At 62.8% G+C, this 20,197-nt stretch carries 15 protein-coding genes; 11 read left to right on the top strand and 4 right to left on the bottom strand.

What is annotated here, in order from left to right; genetic code table 11:
• Positions 1-364 precede the first annotated feature (364 nt).
• Positions 365-1,654, top strand: coding sequence for a serine--tRNA ligase (gene serS / locus ACOJCM_RS13005; protein WP_445212484.1), 1,290 nt, complete (start codon positions 365-367; stop codon positions 1,652-1,654).
• Here the strand turns inward: serS and ACOJCM_RS13000 are convergent.
• Positions 1,632-2,402, bottom strand: coding sequence for an SIMPL domain-containing protein (locus ACOJCM_RS13000; protein ID WP_445212483.1), 771 nt, complete (start codon positions 2,400-2,402; stop codon positions 1,632-1,634). The two genes, serS and ACOJCM_RS13000, sit on opposite strands and share 23 nt — an antisense overlap.
• Before the next feature lie 158 nt (positions 2,403-2,560).
• Between ACOJCM_RS13000 and ACOJCM_RS12995 the strand changes: the two genes are divergently transcribed.
• A complete protein-coding gene (locus ACOJCM_RS12995) occupies positions 2,561-3,715 on the top strand; it encodes an AI-2E family transporter (protein WP_445212482.1) in 1,155 nt (384 codons plus the stop codon).
• Between the two features lie 6 nt (positions 3,716-3,721).
• Here ACOJCM_RS12995 and trxA read toward each other — a convergent pair whose 3' ends face one another.
• A complete protein-coding gene (trxA, locus tag ACOJCM_RS12990) occupies positions 3,722-4,045 on the bottom strand; it encodes a thioredoxin (RefSeq protein ID WP_445212481.1) in 324 nt (107 codons plus the stop codon).
• Between the two features lie 487 nt (positions 4,046-4,532).
• Here trxA and fdhF point away from each other — a divergent pair, with 487 nt between their 5' ends.
• The 3 genes from fdhF (at position 4,533) to cysB (ending at position 9,163) form a co-directional block, all read left to right on the top strand.
• Positions 4,533-7,499, top strand: a complete 2,967-nt coding sequence (gene fdhF, locus ACOJCM_RS12985; RefSeq protein WP_445212480.1) for a formate dehydrogenase subunit alpha — start codon at positions 4,533-4,535, stop codon at positions 7,497-7,499.
• Entirely contained in the window at positions 7,499-7,984 is a 486-nt protein-coding gene (locus tag ACOJCM_RS12980) for a DUF1641 domain-containing protein (protein ID WP_445212479.1), read from the top strand. Before fdhF ends, ACOJCM_RS12980 begins: the two co-directional genes overlap by 1 nt.
• Positions 7,985-8,191: 207 nt before the next feature.
• Positions 8,192-9,163, top strand: coding sequence for an HTH-type transcriptional regulator CysB (gene cysB / locus ACOJCM_RS12975; RefSeq protein WP_445212478.1), 972 nt, complete (start codon positions 8,192-8,194; stop codon positions 9,161-9,163).
• A gap of 50 nt (positions 9,164-9,213) precedes the next feature.
• On the opposite strand, the gene ACOJCM_RS12970 is transcribed toward cysB, so the two are convergent.
• Positions 9,214-9,831: a phosphoadenosine phosphosulfate reductase domain-containing protein gene (locus ACOJCM_RS12970; protein WP_445212477.1), complete on the bottom strand. Its 618-nt coding sequence runs from the start codon at positions 9,829-9,831 to the stop codon at positions 9,214-9,216.
• Between the two features lie 113 nt (positions 9,832-9,944).
• The gene (gene pabB, locus ACOJCM_RS12965; RefSeq protein WP_445212476.1) at positions 9,945-11,330 is read right to left on the bottom strand and encodes an aminodeoxychorismate synthase component I; all 1,386 of its coding nucleotides are present in this window, start codon (positions 11,328-11,330) and stop codon (positions 9,945-9,947) included.
• A 248-nt stretch (positions 11,331-11,578) separates the two neighbouring features.
• On the opposite strand from pabB, the gene ACOJCM_RS12960 reads away from it, so the two are divergent.
• From ACOJCM_RS12960 to prpD, 6 genes are all read left to right on the top strand, one after another.
• Positions 11,579-12,289, top strand: a complete 711-nt coding sequence (locus ACOJCM_RS12960) for a GntR family transcriptional regulator (protein ID WP_445212475.1) — start codon at positions 11,579-11,581, stop codon at positions 12,287-12,289.
• A gap of 32 nt (positions 12,290-12,321) precedes the next feature.
• Positions 12,322-13,227, top strand: a complete 906-nt coding sequence (prpB, locus tag ACOJCM_RS12955) for a methylisocitrate lyase (protein ID WP_445212474.1) — start codon at positions 12,322-12,324, stop codon at positions 13,225-13,227.
• Positions 13,228-13,274: 47 nt separating this feature from the next.
• Positions 13,275-14,402, top strand: a complete 1,128-nt coding sequence (prpC, locus tag ACOJCM_RS12950; protein WP_445212473.1) for a bifunctional 2-methylcitrate synthase/citrate synthase — start codon at positions 13,275-13,277, stop codon at positions 14,400-14,402.
• Positions 14,403-14,480: 78 nt separating this feature from the next.
• Positions 14,481-17,096, top strand: coding sequence for a Fe/S-dependent 2-methylisocitrate dehydratase AcnD (gene acnD / locus ACOJCM_RS12945; protein WP_445212472.1), 2,616 nt, complete (start codon positions 14,481-14,483; stop codon positions 17,094-17,096).
• A 70-nt stretch (positions 17,097-17,166) separates the two neighbouring features.
• A complete protein-coding gene (gene prpF / locus ACOJCM_RS12940) occupies positions 17,167-18,345 on the top strand; it encodes a 2-methylaconitate cis-trans isomerase PrpF (RefSeq protein ID WP_445212471.1) in 1,179 nt (392 codons plus the stop codon).
• A 98-nt stretch (positions 18,346-18,443) separates the two neighbouring features.
• Complete coding sequence (prpD, locus tag ACOJCM_RS12935; RefSeq protein ID WP_445212470.1) at positions 18,444-19,928, top strand: 2-methylcitrate dehydratase; 1,485 nt, start codon at positions 18,444-18,446, stop codon at positions 19,926-19,928.
• Positions 19,929-20,197: the final 269 nt, after the last annotated feature.

Genomic DNA, 20,197 nt, shown 5'->3' with positions numbered 1-20,197 from the left:
CCTGGGGCAGGCGCTGGTAGATCGAGTTGTCGGTGGCCAGCACGGTACGGCTGGCGTAGTCCGGGGCGATCTCGCCCTCGAAGCCGGCGGCTTTGAGCGCTTCGAGAAAGCGCAGGTAGTGAGCGCCGAGCGCAGCGGTGGCACTCGATTCGGTGGTGTCCAGTCGTGCAATCATGGGTATCGATTCGGTCGTGAAACGCTGCCCGGTGCGTCGGGCTGGCAGGGAATAGCGCTACTTTATCGTGCTTGGCAGGGGCGTGCATCCTGCCGGGGTGCGGCGGCGTGGCACCTCGACGGCCTTTTGCCTACAATGTTTCGCCGTTTACCCGCATTTACCGTTTCGCTTTCACAGGGGCTGGATGCCATGCTCGATCCCAAACTGCTGCGCAGCGACCTTGCTGCTGTCGCTCAACGACTGGCCAAGCGCGGCTTCACGCTCGATACCGATCGTCTCGAAGCGCTGGAGTCCCGGCGTCGCGAACTGCAGACCGAGACGGAGAATCTGCAGAACGAGCGCAATACGCGTTCCAAGGCGATCGGCAAGGCCAAGGCCGCCGGCGAGGATATCCAGCCACTACTCGACGAGGTGAGCGATCTCGGCGACCGGCTCGACGCCGCCAAGCGGCAGCTGGCTGAGGTGCAGGCCGACTGGGATGCCCTGGCGAGCGGTATTCCCAACCTGCCCCACGACAGCGTGCCGGTGGGTGAGAGCGAAGAGGAGAACGTCGAACTGCATCGCTGGGGCACGCCCCGTGCCTACGATTTCGAGGTGCGCGACCACGTGGACCTGGGCGCGCTCAAGGGCGAGCTGGATTTCGAACTTGCGGCCAAGCTGACCGGTTCGCGCTTCGCCGTGATGCGACGGGAAATTGCGCGGCTGCACCGCGCCCTGACGCAGTTCATGCTCGACAAGCAGACCCTCGAACATGGCTATGAGGAGTGCTACGTGCCCTACATGGTCAACGAGGCCTCGCTTTACGGAACCGGCCAGCTACCTAAGTTCGGCGAGGATCTGTTTCGGCTGGAGGACGAGCGCAGCTTCCACCTGATTCCCACCGCCGAGGTGCCGCTGACCAATTTCGCCCGTGACGAGATTCTCGAGTACAAGGCGCTGCCGCTCAAGCTCACCGCTCACACGCCGTGCTTTCGCAGCGAGGCGGGCTCCCATGGCCGCGATACGCGCGGCATGATCCGTCAGCATCAGTTCGACAAGGTCGAGATGGTGCAACTGGTGGAGCCCGAGAAGAGCTACACCGCGCTCGAAGAGATGCGCGGCCACGCCGAGGCGATCCTGCAGGCGCTCGAGTTGCCTTACCGGGTGGTCACGCTATGTACCGGCGACATGGGCTTCGGTGCGGCCAAGACCTATGACCTGGAAGTCTGGCTGCCGAGCCAGCAGACCTACCGGGAGATTTCCTCGGTCTCCAACTGCGAAGACTTCCAGGCGCGACGCATGCAGGCGCGTTTTCGCCATCCCGAGCAAAAGAAACCGCAGCTCCTGCATACGCTCAATGGTTCGGGCCTGGCGGTAGGGCGCTGCCTCATCGCGGTGATGGAAAACCACCAGAACGCCGATGGATCCATCACCGTACCCGAGGCGCTGCGCCCCTACCTGGGCGGAATCGCCATCATCAATTCTCGATCTCCCAACTGACGCTGACGCCCGCCTCGATGACGATCGTTCCGGGGCGGTACTCAGCCTGGCCGGCGCTCTCCCGGGCGTCGGCACTCATCGCCATCATGCGCGGGGCGTAGACCGGTGGACGCGTCTCGCTGATGCCGGCCACGGCGCCGAGCGAAACCCCCATGGTACGTGCCATCAGCTCTCCCTTGCGGCGTGCCTTTTCCAGTGCCTTCACCAGCGCCTCGTCAGTGGCGGCATCGCGGTCGGTCAGGTCGTAGCTGATGCCATCCATGGCGTTGACGCCGGCTGCGGTCAGGGCGTCGAGCAGGCCTGGCAGGCGTTCCAGGTCATCGACGCGTACCTCGAAGGGGCGCTCCAGCCGCGTGCGCGTCAACATCTCCTGATCGCCGTCGCCATCGCTGCGGCGGGGAGCGGGTACGTACTCCGGCTGCACGCTGAGCGACCCCGCGCTGATGTCGTCGCGTTCCACACCGGCGTCTTCCAATGCCTGGATCAGACCCGTGGCACGCTCTTCCAGCCGATCGCGTGCCTGGCGCAGGGCGTCGGCATCGGTGTCGTCGTCGTGGCGCGCCACGGCCGGGGTACGCTCCCATAGACGGGCGCTGAGCGTGGCTCGATCAGGTACCACGTCGAGCTGGGCCTCGGCATGAACGTCCAGTCGGGCGCGAGGTTCATCGACCTGGGCAACGGCAACCGTGAACGGGGAGATGGCCAGCAGGCTGACCATCAACAGGCAATGGAAACGATTCGGCAACATCGGGTTGGCCTCCTTGCGGCACGGGTCGGAAAATAGCCGGCAGGCCCTGGATTGGGCCTGTCATGCGTCGTGGCAGGTTTCAACGGTGGGCGAGGAGTTTGTGCCTCGGCCCGGTAAGGGTCATGATAAGCAGGACTCGCCAAACATGGATAGATGGCATGCTTCACCGCGACGAGAACGCGCGATACGGTTTTCCGCTTACCCTGACGCTGGCCCTTGCCGCGCTGGTGGTCATCATCGCCGGCATACGTGCCGGTGCCGATCTGGTCATCCCGATCCTGCTGGGGCTGTTTATCACGGTAATCTGCACCTCGCCGGTGAACTGGCTGCACCGGCGGGGACTGAGCCTGCGCCTGGCGGTGCTGGTCACCCTGCTGGTGATTGGCGGTTTTCTATCCCTGGTAGGGCTGCTGGCCGTCAACGCCTTTGGCACCTTCATTGAGGCGCTGCCGGGCATCGAAGGGCGACTTTACAACCACTATCTCAACGTCCTCGACAGCCTCGCCTCCATGGGCCTTGCCATCAACCCCGATACCCTCGCCGGCCTGGTCGAGGTCGAGGATGAGGAGGGGTGGCTCTCGACCCTGCTGGGAGGTCTCGGCAACCTGCTGATGCAGAGCGTGGTGGTAGCCCTGCTGGTGGTCTTCATGCTGTTCGAGACGCTCAACTTTCGACACAAGGTCAACCACGCGCTGGACGATCCGCAAGCCAGCCTGAGCCGCTTCCATGAGTTCAGCCAAAAGCTCAAGCGCTACCTGGCGGTCAAGACACTGGTCAGCCTCCTTACCGGAATTCTGGCCTGGCTTGCCTGCCTGTTGTCTGGCGTGGACTTTCCTTTGCTGTGGGGCGTAATGGCCTTTGCGCTCAATTATATCCCTAACATTGGTTCCGCCATCGCGGCACTGCCGCCGGTGCTGCTGCTGCTGGTGTCGCAGGATGGCGGGGTGTTCGATGCCTTCGTCCTGGCCATGGCCTATCTGATCATCAACTTCGTGCTCGGCAACCTGGTCGAACCACGCCTGATGGGGCGAGCCCTGGGGCTCTCGACCTTCGTTGCTTTCCTGTCGCTGGTGGTATGGGGCTGGATGCTGGGTGTGGTCGGCATGCTGCTCTCGGTGGTATTGACCATGACACTCAAGATCGCTCTGGACAGCCACCCACAGACGCGGTGGCTTGCTCACTTGCTGGGCCCGGGCAAACGGCCCATCACGGACAGCGTGCTGACGGACCGCAGCGAGAGAAAGGCGCGCTCGGCGTACGGCGAAACGCAATCGCCCCGGCATGAGCCGGGGCGAAGCGATCACGAAGGGTAGGCAAAATCAGGCGTTCTGATCGATGAACTGCACCAGCTGCGACTTGGATTGCGCGCCTACGAGCGAGGCGACCTTGGAACCCGACTTGAACAGCATCACGGTCGGCACGCCGCGCACGCCCTGTTCCGCGGCGATTTCAGGGGCATCATCCACGTTGATGCTGACGACCTTGAGGCTGTCGGAACGCTCCTCGGCAACCTCGTCGATCACCGGAGCCATCACTTTGCAGGGACCGCACCAAGGGGCCCAGAACTTGAGCAGCACGGGTTGATCTGCCTTCATGACTTCCTGCTCGAAGTTGGCATTGGTGACATCGACGTTATTGGCCATGTGAATCTCCAGTTACGTTGCGCTACATCGAGCGGATCGGGTGACATGCCGTGGGCATGTCCGGTCGGCTGATGTTAGCGGTCGGCCGTGTGTCTGGCAAATGGCGACGGCTTGACGAGGGAGCGGCTCACGCGGTCTTGAGAGGGGGCATGGCGAGGTGGCGTGTCACAAATGGCAACGCGACGGTTCCCGTCTGTCATCTGTCGTAGCCGTTGCGCGTCCCTGTGTTCGAGCGCTTTTTCAAATTTTTGAAAAACAAGAGAAAACCATATGCATGCCCCAGGTGTCGCTTAGACAGGCCGAGGGTTCTCGGCTACTGTTTTGACACGGAGCGGAACTATACGGATGTGGCCCGGCTTCGATTGCGCTTGGCGAGCTGCCGCGACGCAAGTGCAGTGCGACTGGCGTGGTCCTGTGTCTGGTTCGTTGCAGGTAGGCAGGCCGGGCGAGCGTACTGCCGCCGGGCCTTGACAGGGAGAACCCGGCCATGACTTCCACTTGCACGATCACGTTCGACGGCGAACGCTTGAGGGGGAGGGCCGGCGAGCCCTTGATCGAATTCCTCAAGAAGCAGGGCGTCGACCTGCCTCATGTCTGCTATCACCCTACGCTGGGAGTTCTGGAAACCTGCGACGCCTGTTGGGTCGAAGTCGATGGAGAGCTGAAACGCGGCTGCACGCTGAAAAGCGACGACGGGCTGAAGGTCGAGACACGCAGCGAACAGGCCAGGGCCGCTCGCGAGGAGGGCATGGACCGCTTATTGTCCAAGCACGAACTCTATTGCACGGTGTGCGAGAACAACAACGGTGACTGCACGCTCCACAACACCATGGTGGATATGCAGATTCCCATTCAGCGCTACGAGTTCCAGCGCAAGCCCTACGAGAAGGATACATCCAGCCCGTTCTATACCTACGACCCCGATCAGTGCATTCTCTGCGGCCGCTGCGTGGAGGCGTGCCAGAACGTCGAGGTCAACGAGACGCTCTCCATCGATTTCACCAGCGAGCATCCACGCGTGCTGTGGGATGGCGGCAAGCCCATCAACGACTCCAGCTGCGTGCACTGCGGTCACTGCGTCACGGTCTGCCCTTGCAATGCGCTCATGGAGAACAGCATGGACGGCCAGGTGGGGCCCTTTACCGCCATGCCGTGGTCGCTCAAGCGCCCCATGATCGAAATCATCAAGAAGCTCGAAACCACGGTGGGTGCAACGCCCGTGTCGGGACTCTCCGAGATCGACATGAACCTGCGCCAGCCCGAGATCAAGCGTACCAAGACCGTGTGCACCTATTGCGGCGTGGGCTGCTCGTTCGAGATGTGGACCCGCAATCGCCACATACTCAAGGTTCAGCCGGTGCCTGAGGCGCCGGCCAATGGTATCTCCACCTGTATCAAGGGCAAGTTTGCCTGGGATTTCGTCAATAGCGAGAAGCGGCTGACCATGCCGCTGATTCGCGACAATGGCCGCTTTCGCGAAGCGAGCTGGGATGAGGCGCTCGACCTGGTGGCGCGCCGTCTGCTGGAGGTGCGTGATCGACACGGCCCCGACAGCCTGGGCTTCATCGGCTCGAGCAAGGGGACCAACGAGCAGGCCTATCTGGTGCAGAAGATCGCCCGGCGCGTTATCGGCACCAACAACGTGGACAATTCCTCACGCTACTGTCAGAACCCGGCCACCAAGGGGCTGTTTCGCACCGTCGGCTACGGTGGCGATGCCGGTACGATCAAGGATATCGAGCGCGCCGAGGTGGTGGTGATCGTGGGGAGCAATACCGCCGAGAACCATCCGGTCATCGCCGCGCGCATCAAGGCGGCGCAGAAGCTGCGCGGGCAGAAGCTGATCGTGGTCGATCCCCGCAAGCACGAGATGGCCGAGCGAGCGGATATCTTTCTACGGCCGAAGTCGGGCACCGACCTGGTGTGGGCTTCGGCGCTCTCGCGCTACATGTTCGACCATGACCTGGCCGACCGCGACTTCCTCGACCGCTGGGTCAACGGCGTGGAGGAGTACCGCCGCTCTCTCGAGCCCTTCACGCTGGAACTGGCCGAGGCCGAGACCGGGCTCCCGCGACAGGCATTGGTCGACGCCGCCGAAACCATCGGTCGCGCCAAGACAGTGTGTCTGCTGTGGGCCATGGGCATCACCCAGCACAGCCACGGTTCTGATGCCAGCACGGCGCTCTCCAACCTGCTGCTGGTGACCGGCAACTACGGCAAGCCGGGCACCGGGGGCTACCCCATGCGCGGACACAACAATGTGCAGGGCGCCAGCGACTTCGGTTGCCTGCGCGATCGCTATCCCGGTTACGATCACGTCGCCGATGAAAAAGCGAGAAAGCGCTGGGCCCAAGGTTGGGGCGTCTCACCCGACGAACTCTCCGACAAGCCGGGCCTTGGCAACTTCCTGATGGTGCAGGCGGCCGATGACAGAGAGATCAAGGCCATGTATATCGTCGGTGAGGAAACCGCTTTTTCGGATGCCAATACCCACAATGTCATTTCGGGCTTCGAGAAGCTCGACTTCATGGTGGTTCAGGATGTCTTCCTGAGCCGCACTGCCGAATATGCCGACGTCGTTTTGCCCGCCTGTCCCAGCGTCGAGCAGGAGGGTACCTACGTGAATACGGAGCGGCGTATCCAGCGCTCCTATCAGGTGCTCGAGCCTCTGGGTGACAGCCGTCCGGACTGGCGTATCTTGACCGACCTCGCCTCCCGCATGGGTCACGATTGGGGTTATGGCCACCCCGCCGAAATCATGGCCGAGTGCGCACGCATCGCCCCCATGTTTGCCGGGGTCAGCTACGACCGGCTCGAGGGGTGGAGCTCCCAGCTGTGGCCCGTGGCCGCGGACGGCACCGACTCGCCGCTGCTGTATGCCGACGGTTTCGCCAATGAGGATGGCAAGGCCAACCTGCATCCGCTGGAGTGGCAGCCCCCCGAGGAAGCGCCGGACGAGGAGTACGACCTGCTGCTCGACAACGGTCGCATGCGCGAGCAGTTCCAGGGTACCAATCAGTCGGGTCAGTCCGAGGGGATTTGGGATCAGGTACCCCGCGGCTTCGTCGAGGTCAGCCCCGAGCTTGCCGCCGAGCGAGGCATAGAAGAGGGCACTTGGGTGCGGCTGACCTCCCGGCGCGACAGCGTGGACTTTCCTGCGGTCATCACCGACCGCGTGCGCGGCAAGACGTTGTTCCTGCCCATTCACTTCGGCAAGACGGGCGTCAACCTGCTGACGGGCGAGCACAACGACCCCGACGTACAGACGCCGGCCTACAAGGAAACCGCCGTCAAACTCGAGGTTCTCGACAAACGTGGCGACCCGCCCCTTCCCGCGCACAACTACCGCTATGGCCGCCCTACGCCGATGTCAGGTGTCGAGGTCGAAGTGAAATGGGCCAGAAGTGATTACGCCCCGCCGCCCGCTCAGCAGTCCAACCCGAGGAAGATGTAATGGCCGAACGAATCTCGCATGACGTGACGCCGCCCAGGATCGGTCCCGATGCCCACGAGGAGCTGGAACAGCTGCTGCAAACCTTGCACGAGCATGGCGTGCTTCGCCTGGCCAACGATGTGGTGGGAGCAAATACCAAGATTGCCAGCGTCGTGGTGGATGGCCTTGGGAAGGAGTCGACCCTCAATGCCATCCAGAACCTGGCCGTGCTGGGCATGATGCTATCCGACATCCCGCCAGAGCGCTTCTATCGGGTGACCTTCGCCCTCAAGGAGGCGCTGGATCGTATCGGCCAGCACCAACCCGGCGAGGAGGGAGTCGATGCCCCTGGCGTCAGCGGTGCTTACCGTATGCTCAACGACGAAGAGCTATGGCGCGCGGTGGCACCGCTTGTCGATGGCCTCAAGGCGTTCGCCGAGCGCCTTGACAAGCCAGTCGACAAGCCGGTCAGCGACTACTTCGGCAAGCCTACCAGCGGGCCCTGACACCCCGAGACGCTAGCGCGTGTAGCGCCTCGCTCCTTTCGCCTGAACGTGCTCGCCTTCGGCGCAGGGCTCTCGGTCGCGGAAGGCGGGCGTCTTACGCTCATGGTCGTACTATCCGTTTAGCGTTATGCTATTTGGTGATTAGACCGAGGTGTGTCCAGCCGTGGATGCATATACCTGCCGGGCGCCAGGGAGCCGATTCGAAACATGAAACTACAGCAGCTGCGCTACGTCTGGGAAGTGACTCGCCATAACCTCAATGTGTCGGCAACGGCCCAGAGCCTGTTCACTTCTCAGCCCGGTATCTCCAAGCAGATTCGCCTGCTCGAAGACGAACTGGGCGTCGAGATCTTCGCCCGCAGCGGAAAGCATCTGACCCGGGTCACGCCGGCAGGAGAGGCCATCGTCGAACTTGCCGGCCAGGTGCTGCGGCTCACCGACAACATCAAGCAGGTCGCACAGGAGCATAGCGACGAGCGGCGGGGGAGTCTCTCCATCGCCACGACCCACACCCAAGCTCGCTATGCCCTGCCGCCGGTGATCGGTGAGTTCACGCGCAAGTATCCCGATGTCGCTCTGCACATGCAGCAGGGCACACCCAAGCAGATCGCGCAAATGGTCAGCGATGGCATGGCCGATTTTGCCATCTGTACCGAATCGCTGGAACTCTTCACCGACCTGGTACTGTTGCCCTGTTATCGCTGGAACCGCTGTGTGCTGGTGCCGCGTGATCATCCGCTAGCCGAAGCGGGCGAGCTGACGCTCGATCGGCTGGCGGACCAGCCGATCGTGACTTACGTATTCGGTTTCACGGGACGCTCTCAACTTGACGATGCCTTCCGTGCCAAGGGGCTGACGCCCAACGTGGTGCTTACTGCCGCCGATGCCGATGTGATCAAGACCTACGTCAGGCTCGGCCTGGGGGTCGGTATTGTGGCGCACATGGCATACGACCCCGAGCTCGACGACGACCTGGTCGCGCTTGAGGCGGGGCATCTGTTCGAAAGCTCGATCACCAAGATCGGCATTCGCCGTGGCACCTTCATGCGCGGTTACATGTACGATTTCGTCAAGGGATTTGCCGGCCATCTGGAGCGCGACCTGGTCGATGCTGCGCTTGCCGTCGGGCCGCGGCACGAAGCCGAGCTGTTTAACGATATCGCTCTGCCGGTGCGTTAGTAGAAAGGCCGAGCATCGCTCGGCCATGATCGAGGAAAGGCTGGGGAGGCTCAGTGCTGCAGGTGCAGTCCGCACTCCCTCTTCTCTTCAACCTTGGTCGGGTCGAAGTAGTCGAATTCGTTGGGCAGGTCATGCAGCTGCAGGTACTGGTACATCTCCTTGGCACTCCAATGCAGCAGCGGCGAAACCTTCAGCAGACCATCGGCATTCCGGCTGACCTGGGCCATGCGGGCGCGCTCTGGGGTGTCTTCGGCACGCAGGGCCGTGAACCAGACGTCCGGTGCCATCTCGCGTAACGCCCGCTCGAACGGCTCGAGCTTCACTTCATGAGTGAAGGCGTCATGGCGCGGATCATCGATGCCCGGCATGGGTCCGTCGATGGCCTCGCGGTGAGCCCGGGTGCGCTTCGGCAGATAGGTGATCAGATTGAGGTCGAGGCGCTTCACCAGCGCATCTGCGAAGCGGTATGTGGCCTCGGTATTGTAGCCATGGTCCATCCAGACGACAGGAATATCCGGCCGCTGGCGCGTGACCAGGTGAAGGATAACGGCCTCGAAGGGGCGAAAGTTGGTGGTGACGATAGGCCGTTGGCCCTGCTCAAGGGCCCAGCGAACCAGGGCATCGGGGTCGTTGCCTAGTTCCTGATTGATAGCGTCGAGTTCTGCCATGAGAGCTCCAGGGTCGTTGAGACAATTGCCTTTACCCTATCAAAGGCAACCTACCCGGCCCCAATACCGTTTGATTGGATAAATATAGCCGAAATGATGGTAAATCCAGCTGCTTATTCCAAGTCGTGCTTTACGCCTGACAGGGCTTCCATGAGATGACGGATCTTGTCCAGCGTCTCGGTGTATTCCGCCTCGACCGCGGAATCGGCCACTAAACCTCCGCCACCCCAGAGATGGATTCGCCCGCCATCGGCCACCGCGGTACGAATGGCAATCGAGGTGTCCATGTTGCCTCGCACATCGACGAAACCCAGGCTACCGCAGTAAACGCTGCGTCGGCTGGGCTCCAGTTCATCGATGATCTGCATCGCGCGCACCTTGGGGGCACCGGTAATCGAGCCGCCGGGAAAGGCGGCGGCGAGCAGGTCGAGAGGCCGTCTTCCCTTGGCCAGCTCACCGCATACGATACTCACCAGATGGTGAACATTGGCGTAGCTTTCCAGCCCACACAGCTGCGGCACCCTTACGCTGCCCGGTCGGCACACGCGCCCCAGGTCGTTGCGCAGGAGATCGACGATCATCACGTTCTCGGCGCGATCCTTGAGACTGGCCGTCAGCTGTGCTGCGAGCCGACGATCCTCCTCGGGCGAAGCGCCGCGCGGTCGGGTGCCCTTGATCGGGCGCGTCTCGACATGGCCGTCCGCGCGGCAGCGAAGAAAGCGTTCAGGCGAGAGCGACAGGATCGCCTGCTCGCCGTGGCCTTCCCTCCAGGCCATGTAGCCGGCAAATGGCGTGGGCGTGGCTTGGCGCAGGCGTAGGTAGGCGTGCCACAGGTCGCCACTGAAGGGAGCGCTGAAGCGCTGCGCCAGGTTGATCTGGTAACAGTCGCCTGCACGAATATAGTCCTGTACGGCCGCAAAGCGTTGAGCGTATCCGTCGCGATCCAGTTCGCCTTCGAAGGGGGACAGGAGCCGAAAATCGGGGGTAGGAGGAGGAGCGGTCTGTCGTAGCCAACCGAGTACCTGGTCGCGCCTGTCGCGAGTCGCGACCAGCCAGCACTCCTGTTGCTGATGGTCCTGAATAAGCGCCCAGTCGTACAGGCCCGCCCGGCTGTCCGGTAACGCCACCGCTCGGCGCGAGGATTGCCCAACCGGCTCGAGCACACGACCCAGGTCGTAGCCCCAATAGCCTATCAGGCCACTAACAAAGGGCAGCTCGCTATCCGGTACTTCAAGAGCCATGGCGTCCAGCAGCGCCTGCTGGGCAGCGAATGGATTGCTGTTATCGCTGCACACTTCACCATTCAGTCTGATGACACCCTGCCCGTCGACGCTCAGCAGTGAGATGGGATCGCTCGAGATGATGTCGTAGCGCCCGCCGGGGGCAGCGGGGCGACCGCTGTCGAGCAGTACGGCGCCTGGGCGGTGACGCAACGCCGCGAAGTAGGCAAGCGGAGCGTCTCGATAGGGGAGCGGGGTAAACAGCAGTCTGGCATTCATCGAGAGGGCCCTTCAGAACAGGCGACTTATTCTAGGCGGCAAGGAGGGTTTTGTCGTGAGGTCGTTGTCGCGGATCGCGTCTATCGCCTCGGCTAGCGGGATTGTCGACAGCGGGATTGTCGACACGAGGACGGTGCATGGACCCGTTGTCTACCACCAAAGGCGTAGCATGACGTCCCGGGAGGGAGGTTGACCGTGCGGAACGCAATGACTAAAGTCTTCTCACTCTCTAATTGTCGACAATTGCCATGAACTCAGTCGCCCCTGAACAGACCTCCCCCGAAGTCCGGACCCTGGCCGAGCGGGTCTTCCATGAGCTGCAGGATGCCATCGTCCGCGGTGAGCTGGCGCCGGGAAGCAAGATCACCGAGCCGGGCCTGTCCAAGGCCTATGGCATCTCACGCGGGCCGCTACGCGAGGCGATGCGTCGCCTGGAAGCCCACCGCCTGATCGAGCGGGTACCCCACGTCGGGGCCCGGGTGGTCAAGCTGTCGATGAAGGAACTGCTCGAACTGTTCGACGTGCGTGAGGCGCTGGAAAGCATGGCCGCACGGCTGGCCGCCGAGAACATGACCCGCGAGGAGATAGCCGGGCTGCGCGAGGTGCTTGCCGTGCATGAGCGCCAGTCGGACCTGCAGAGCGGTGAAGCCTACTACCAGCGCGAGGGAGACCTGGATTTCCACTACCGCATCGTCCAGGGCAGCCACAATCGCATGTTGATGACCATGCTGTGCGATGACCTCTATTACCTGGTGCGGCTCTATCGCACCCAGTTCAGCGCCAGCGGCGCCCGGCCCCAGCGCGCCTTCGTGGAGCATCATCGCATCGTCGATGCCATTGAAGCCGGCGATGCCGAACTGGCCGAACTGTTGATGCGTCGCCACGTCAGCGCCTCGCGGGCCAACGTGGCCGACCGCTACGCCGAAATACTCCAGGAGCAGGCCGAGGCCACCGCCTGAGCCGGCTCGAACGATCACAGAGGAGCCTACCCATGACGCAACCCACGCCCGGCGCTCGCTTTCGCGCCGCTCTCGAGGCCAACCGGCCGCTGCCCATCGTCGGCACTATCAATGCCTATACGGCGATGATGGCTGAGCGGGTCGGTCACCAGGCCATCTATCTATCGGGGGGTGGGGTGGCCAATGCCTCGTTCGGTCTGCCCGACCTGGGCATGACCACCCTGAACGACGTGGTGCAGGACGCCCATCGCATCTGTGGCGCCACCGATCTGCCGCTGCTGGTGGATATCGACACCGGCTGGGGCGGTGCCTTCAATATCGCCCGCACCATCAAGGAGATGCAGCGTGCCGGTGTCGCCGCGGTGCACATCGAAGATCAAGTGGCACAGAAGCGCTGCGGGCATCGGCCCAACAAGGAGATCGTCTCCAAGCAGGAGATGGTCGACCGCATCAAGGCCGCCGCCGATGCACGCATCGATCCCGATTTCTACCTGATCGCGCGTACCGACGCCTTCCAGAAGGAGGGGCTGGATGCCGCCATCGATCGTGCCAACGCCTGCATCGAGGCGGGGGCCGATGCGATCTTCGCCGAAGCGGTGCACACGCTCGACGATTACCGGGCGTTCTGCAAACGCATCCAGGCGCCGATACTCGCCAATATCACCGAGTTCGGCGCGACGCCGCTGTTCAGTCAACAAGAGCTCGCTGAGGTGGGCTGTCGCATGGTGCTTTACCCGTTGTCAGCCTTCCGTGCCATGAATGCTGCGGCATTGAAGGTCTACCAGAGCATCCACGACAAGGGCCATCAGCGGGACGTGGTCGAACTGATGCAGACCCGAGACGAACTCTACGACTTCCTCAACTACCACGCCTTCGAGCAGAAGCTCGATGCGCTGTTTGCGGAAAGCCAGCTTGCCGAGAAGGGCTCAGATGCCTGAGCACGACCCTACGACGACAAGAAAACGTCAGATCAAGGAGACACGACATGGCAGATAAACCCAATGCTGGCGCCGGCCTGCGTGGCCAGAGCGCGGGTAGCACGGCCCTGTGTACCGTCGGCAAGACCGGTTCGGGCCTGACCTACCGCGGCTTCGACATCAAGGAATTGGCCGAGAAGGCGCGCTTCGAGGAAGTGGCCTACCTGCTGCTCAAGGGCAAGCTGCCCAACCGGGCCGAGCTCGACGCCTACGTGACCAAGCTCAAGGGGCTGCGCGGCTTGCCGGCACCGCTCAAGGCCGTACTGGAGCAGATTCCGGCCAGTGCCCATCCGATGGACGTGATGCGTACCGGCGCCTCCATGCTCGGGAACCTCGAGACCGAGGAGAGCTTCGACGAGCAACAGGAGGCTTCCGACCGTCTGCTCGCGGTGCTGCCGTCGATCATTTGCTATTGGTATCGCTACAGTCACGACGGCGTGCGCATCGAGACCGAGACCGACGACGAGTCGGTGGGCGCTCACTTCCTGCATTTGCTGCGCGGCGAGGCGCCTTCCGAACTGCATGCCCGGGTCATGAACGTCTCGCTGATACTTTATGCCGAGCATGAATTCAACGCCTCGACCTTTACCGCTCGCGTCTGCGCCTCGACGCTCTCCGACATGCACTCTTGTGTCACTGGTGCCATCGGTTCGCTGCGGGGCCCATTGCACGGCGGTGCCAACGAGGCGGCGATGGACATGATCGAGAACTGGAAGTCGCCGGAAGAGGCCGAGCGCGAGATCATGGGGATGCTCGAGCGCAAGGAGAAGATCATGGGCTTCGGGCATGCGATCTATCGCGAGTCCGACCCGCGCAACGCGATCATCAAGCAGTGGTCGAAGAAGCTGGCCGAGGACGTGGGCGATACGGTCCTGTATCCGGTTTCCGAGCGTGTCGAGGAAGTGATGTGGCGTGAAAAGAAGCTGTTCTGCAACGCCGATTTCTTCCACGCCAGCGCCTACCACTTCATGGACATACCCACCAAGCTGTTCACGCCGATCTTCGTCTGCTCGCGCGTCACCGGCTGGTGCGCCCATGTCTTCGAACAGCGCGCCAATAATCGCATCATTCGTCCCAGCGCGGATTATATCGGTCCCGAGAAGAGCGAGTGGGTGCCGATCGAGGAGCGTGACTGAGACTCTCCTCCTCAACAAGGGCGGCCCCGGGGCCGCCTGTCCCCGCCTGTCCCAACACCACGCGAAGACCGTCGACTCATGAACACTCATTACCGTAAATCCCTTCCCGGCACCGAGCTGGACTACTTCGACGTGCGTGCGGCCGTCGAGGAGATCCAGCCCGGAGCCTACGATACCCTGCCTTACACCTCACGGGTGTTGGCTGAACAGCTCGTGCGACGCTGCGAGCCGGCGCTGCTCACCGATGCGCTCAAGCAGCTGATCGAGCGCCGTCGCGATCTCGACTTCCCGTGGTACCCGGCCCGGGTGGTGTGCCATGACATCCTCGGCCAGACGGCGCTGGTCGACCTGGCTGGCCTGCGCGACGCCATCGCCGAGAAGGGTGGCGACCCGGCCAAGGTCAACCCGGTGGTCCCGACCCAGCTGATCGTCGACCACTCGCTCGCGGTGGAGTGTGGTGGCGACGATCCCCAGGCGTTCGACAAGAATCGCGCCATTGAGGATCGCCGCAACGAAGACCGCTTCCACTTCATCGACTGGACGCGCACCGCCTTCGAGAACGTCGACGTGATCCCCGCCGGCAATGGCATCATGCACCAGATCAATCTGGAGAAGATGTCGCCGGTGATCCAGGCGCGCGATGGCGTGGCGTTCCCCGACACCTGTGTGGGCACCGACAGCCACACGCCGCACATCGACAGCCTGGGCGTCATCGCCATCGGCGTGGGCGGCCTCGAGGCCGAGACCGTGATGCTCGGCCGTCCTTCAATGATGCGCCTGCCCGACATCGTCGGCGTGGAGCTGACCGGCAAGCGGCAGCCCGGCATCACCGCCACCGACATCGTGCTGGCTATCACCGAGTTCCTGCGCCATGAGCGCGTGGTCGGCGCCTATCTGGAGTTCTTCGGCGAGGGCGCCGAGAGCCTGACTATCGGCGATCGCGCCACGATCTCCAACATGACGCCGGAGTACGGGGCCACCGCGGCGATGTTCTACATCGACGAGCAGACTCTCGACTACCTGACCATCACCGGTCGTGAGCCGGAGCAGGTGGCGCTGGTCGAAACCTATGCCAAGACGGTGGGCCTGTGGGCCGGCAGTTTAAAGGGAGCCGAGTACGAGCGCGTGCTCACCTTCGACCTCTCCACTGTCGAGCGCAACCTGGCCGGGCCCTCCAACCCGCACCGCCGTCTGCCCACCAGGGCGCTGGCCGAGCGCGGCATCGCCGCCAACCTGGATGAAGCGCTGGCCGAGGAGAGGGCCGGCAGGATGCCCGACGGTGCGGTGATCATTGCCGCCATCACCAGCTGCACCAATACTTCCAACCCGCGCAATGTGGTCGCTGCGGGCCTGCTGGCGAAAAAAGCCAACGAACTGGGCCTCGTGCGCAAGCCGTGGGTGAAGTCGTCGTTCGCGCCAGGTTCGAAAGTCGCTCGCCTGTACCTGGAGGAGGCGGGGCTGCTGCCCGAACTCGAGAAGCTCGGCTTCGGCATCGTCGCTTACGCCTGCACGACCTGCAACGGCATGTCCGGCGCGCTGCGTCCGGAAATCCAGCAGGAGATCATCGACCGCGACCTCTACGCCACTGCCGTGCTGTCAGGCAATCGCAACTTCGATGGCCGCATCCATCCCTATGCCAAGCAGGCTTTCCTGGCCTCGCCGCCGCTGGTGGTGGCCTATGCCATTGCCGGCACGGTGCGTTTCGACATCGAGAAGGACGCGCTGGGCTACGACAAGGACGGCAATCCCGTCACCCTCAAGGAGCTGTGGCCTTCCGACGAGGAGATCGACGCCATCGTCGGCGAGTACGTCAAGCCGGAGCAGTTCAAGCAGGTCTACATCCCGATGTTCAACCTCGACGAGGTGGAACAGGCCAAGAGCCCGCTATACGACTGGCGTCCGCAGAGCACCTATATCCGCCGTCCGCCCTACTGGGAGGGCAACATGGCCCGCGAACGTGCGCTGAAAGGCATGCGGCCGCTGGCGATTCTGCCCGACAACATCACCACTGACCACCTGTCGCCGTCCAACGCCATCCTGGCGGACAGCGCGGCGGGCGAATACCTGGCCAAGATGGGCCTGCCGGAGGAGGACTTCAATTCCTATGCCACCCACCGCGGCGATCACCTCACCGCGCAGCGTGCCACCCTGGCCAACCCCAAACTGTTCAACGAGATGGTGCGCGACGACAAGGGCGAGGTGATCCAGGGTTCGCTGGCACGCGTCGAGCCGGAGGGCAAGGTGACGCGCATGTGGGAAGCCATCGAGACCTACATGGAGCGCGACCAGCCTTTGATCATCATTGCCGGTGCCGACTATGGCCAGGGTAGCTCGCGGGACTGGGCGGCCAAGGGCGTGGCGTTGGCTGGCGTGGAAGCCATTGTGGCCGAAGGCTTCGAGCGTATACACCGTACCAACCTGGTGGGCATGGGCGTGATGCCGCTGCAGCTCGAGGAGGGCACCACGCGCCACACGCTGAAGCTCGACGGCACCGAGACCTACGATGTGGAAGGCAAGCCGGCGCCGGGGGCGACCCTGACCCTGGTCATACACCGTGCCAACGGTGACGTCGAGCACGTGCCGGTGCTGTGTCGCCTGGATACCGCCGAAGAGGTGTCGGTCTACAAGGCGGGCGGCGTGCTGCAGCGCTTCGCCCAGGACTTCCTCGAGTCCGAGGTCGAGACCACGGCCTGACCCTACGTCAACCGAACGCTCCGGCCATGCTTGCCGGGGCGCTTCGCGTCACTTTCAGGAAGCGACTTGCATGGCATATGTACCCCAGATCAGGATTCCTGCTACCTACATGCGCGGCGGCACCAGCAAAGGTGTCTTTTTCCGCCTGGATGACCTGCCTGAGGCAGCACGCCAGCCCGGTCCGGCCCGCGATGCGCTGCTGCTGCGGGTGATCGGCAGTCCCGACCCCTACCAAAAGCAGATCGATGGCATGGGCGGCGCCACCTCCAGCACCAGCAAGACAGTGATCCTGTCCAGAAGCGAAAGCCCGGACCACGATGTCGACTACTTGTTCGGCCAAGTCTCCATCGACAAGCCTTTCGTCGACTGGAGCGGCAACTGCGGAAACCTTTCGTCAGCGGTGGGCCCCTTCGCTATCAGTAACGGCCTGCTGGATCCGTCTCGCATCCCCGAGAACGGCATTGCCACGGTACGGATCTGGCAAGCCAATATCGGCAAGACCATCGTCTCGCGGGTGCCGATCGCCAACGGCGAGGTGCAGGAAACCGGTGACTTCGAGCTCGACGGCGTGACCTTTCCCGCTGCCGAGGTGGCGGTAGAATTCATGGACCCGGCCGATGGCGATGGCGCCATGTTCCCCACCGGCAATCTGGTCGATCAGCTGGAGGTACCGGGCGTGGGCATCCTCGAGGCGACCATGATCAATGCCGGTATTCCCACGGTCTTCGTCAATGCCGCGGCGGTCGGCTACACCGGCACTGAGCTGCAGGAAGCGATCAATGGCGATACCCAGGCGCTGGCGATGTTCGAAGCCATTCGCGCCCATGCGGGCGTGCGCATGGGATTGATCAAGGAAGTCAGTGATGCGGCCGAGCGTCAGCACACGCCCAAGGTCGCCTTCGTCGCGCCGCCGGCTGATTATGTTGCCTCCAGCGGCAAGGCGATCAAGGCCTCCGATATCGACCTCGTCGTGCGAGCGCTCTCCATGGGCAAGCTCCACCACGCCATGATGGGTACGGCGGCAGTGGCCATCGCCACGGCGGCGGCAGTGCCCGGCACCCTGGTCAACCTGGCTGCCGGAGGAGGCGAACGCCGATCGGTTCACTTCGGGCACCCCTCCGGCACTCTGCGGGTAGGGGCGGAAGCTTCCCGTAAGGATGGCCAGTGGACAGCGACCAAGGCGGTGATGAGCCGCAGCGCAAGGGTGCTGATGGAGGGCTGGGTGCGAATTCCCGGCGATGCATTCTAAGTCGCCAGCAGGTGCTAGATTCTCGCCCCGGGTCGCAAGGCCCGGGGCGTTTTCTATAGTGAAGGGAGACGATACCCGAGCCTGCGACAGGAGGAAGCATGAGCGCCACCGCCGAACGCAACGTCCGCCCCGAGTACGACGACGAGCTGCAGAAGATCGCCGACTACGTGCTCGATTACCGTATCGAGAGCGATGAAGCGATGGATACCGCTCGCTACTGCCTGATGGATACCCTGGGCTGCGGTCTGTTGGCGCTGCGTTTTCCCGAGTGCACGAAGCATTTGGGGCCGCTGGTCGAAGGCACCGTCGTGCCAAACGGCGCCCGGGTCCCCGGCACTTCCTTCCGCTTGGACCCGGTCAAGGCTGCCTGGGACATCGGCTGTATCATTCGTTGGCTCGACTACAACGACACATGGCTAGCGGCGGAATGGGGGCATCCCTCCGACAATCTCGGGGCCATCCTCGCCCTGGCCGATTTTCTTTCACAGCAGCGAATAGCCCAGGGCGAGGCTCCCTTGACCATGCGCGATGTGCTGGAAGCGATGATCAAGGCTCACGAGATCCAGGGCGTTCTGGCGCTCGACAACTCGTTCAATCGGGTCGGGCTCGATCACGTGGTGCTGGTGAAAGTCGCTTCCACAGCGGTGGCGGCGCATTTGATGGGGGCGGATCGCGAACAGCTGCTCTCCGCACTGTCCCATGCCTGGGCCGACGGCCAGAGCCTGCGGACCTATCGTCATGCGCCGAACGCCGGTTCGCGAAAGAGCTGGGCGGCGGGGGACGCCACCTCGCGCGGCGTGCGCCTGGCCGATATTGCGCTGCGTGGCGAGATGGGGATTCCCGGTGTCCTCAGTGCGCCTCAGTGGGGCTTTTATGATGTTCTCTTCGCCAAGACCAACAAGGACCAGAAGCTGAAACCTGAAGGAGAGAGAAGATTCAGCTTTCAGCGTGAATTCGGTACTTATGTGATGGAAAACGTTCTGTTCAAGATCGCTTTCCCTGCGGAATTCCACGCCCAGACCGCTTGCGAGGCGGCGGTGCGGCTCCATCCCCAGGTCAAGGATCGGCTGGAGGAAATCGAGCGCATCGTCATCACCACGCATGAATCTGCGATTCGCATCATCTCCAAGGAGGGCGAACTGGCCAACCCGGCGGATCGCGATCACTGCCTGCAGTACATGGTGGCGGTGCCGTTAGTCTTTGGCGACCTGACGGCCGAGCACTACGAAAATGCCTTTCATCACCAGCATCCGGTGATCGATAAGCTAAGAGACAAGATGGAGGTCGTCGAGGAACCGCGCTTTACTCAAGATTATCTGGCCGTTGATAAGCGCTCCATCGCCAATGCCATCCAGGTATTTTTCAGCGACGGCAGCGCCACGGAGTGCATCGAAGTGGACTACCCCATCGGTCACCGCAGGCGTCGCAGCGAAGGCATTCCCCTCCTCGAAGAAAAGTTCAAGCGCAACCTGGCGACTCGCTTCCCAGCAGGCCGCTGTGAGCGGGTAGCCGCGTTGTGCTCGGACAGGAGCCGCCTGGAGGCTACGCCTGTGCACCGCTTCATGGACTTGCTAATTATCTGAGCTTTGCTGGTACGAGATTTTTACCCTAGGCCATGGCGGAACATCGAGAGGTGGGCTATATTTTTCTGACATTCGGGGTTGCATGGATTCACCAATAGCCGTAAAGTACGCATCCGCTGCCGGCGACGGGCAACGTTGCAGGCGGTGGGCAGGGTGGTAAGTGGTTGTCTCGTTAGGTGTTTTTCGATTCGCTTCGTAAAATTCCCGCTTGACGCCCACGGCGGATTCGGTAGAATGCGCACCACTCGAGACGGCGCCCGCAGCGCGGG

This window comes from Billgrantia hypersalina (genome assembly GCF_052584175.1).
Note: the sequence above shows the minus strand (reverse complement) of the source record. Positions and strands in the feature narration are given on the sequence as shown.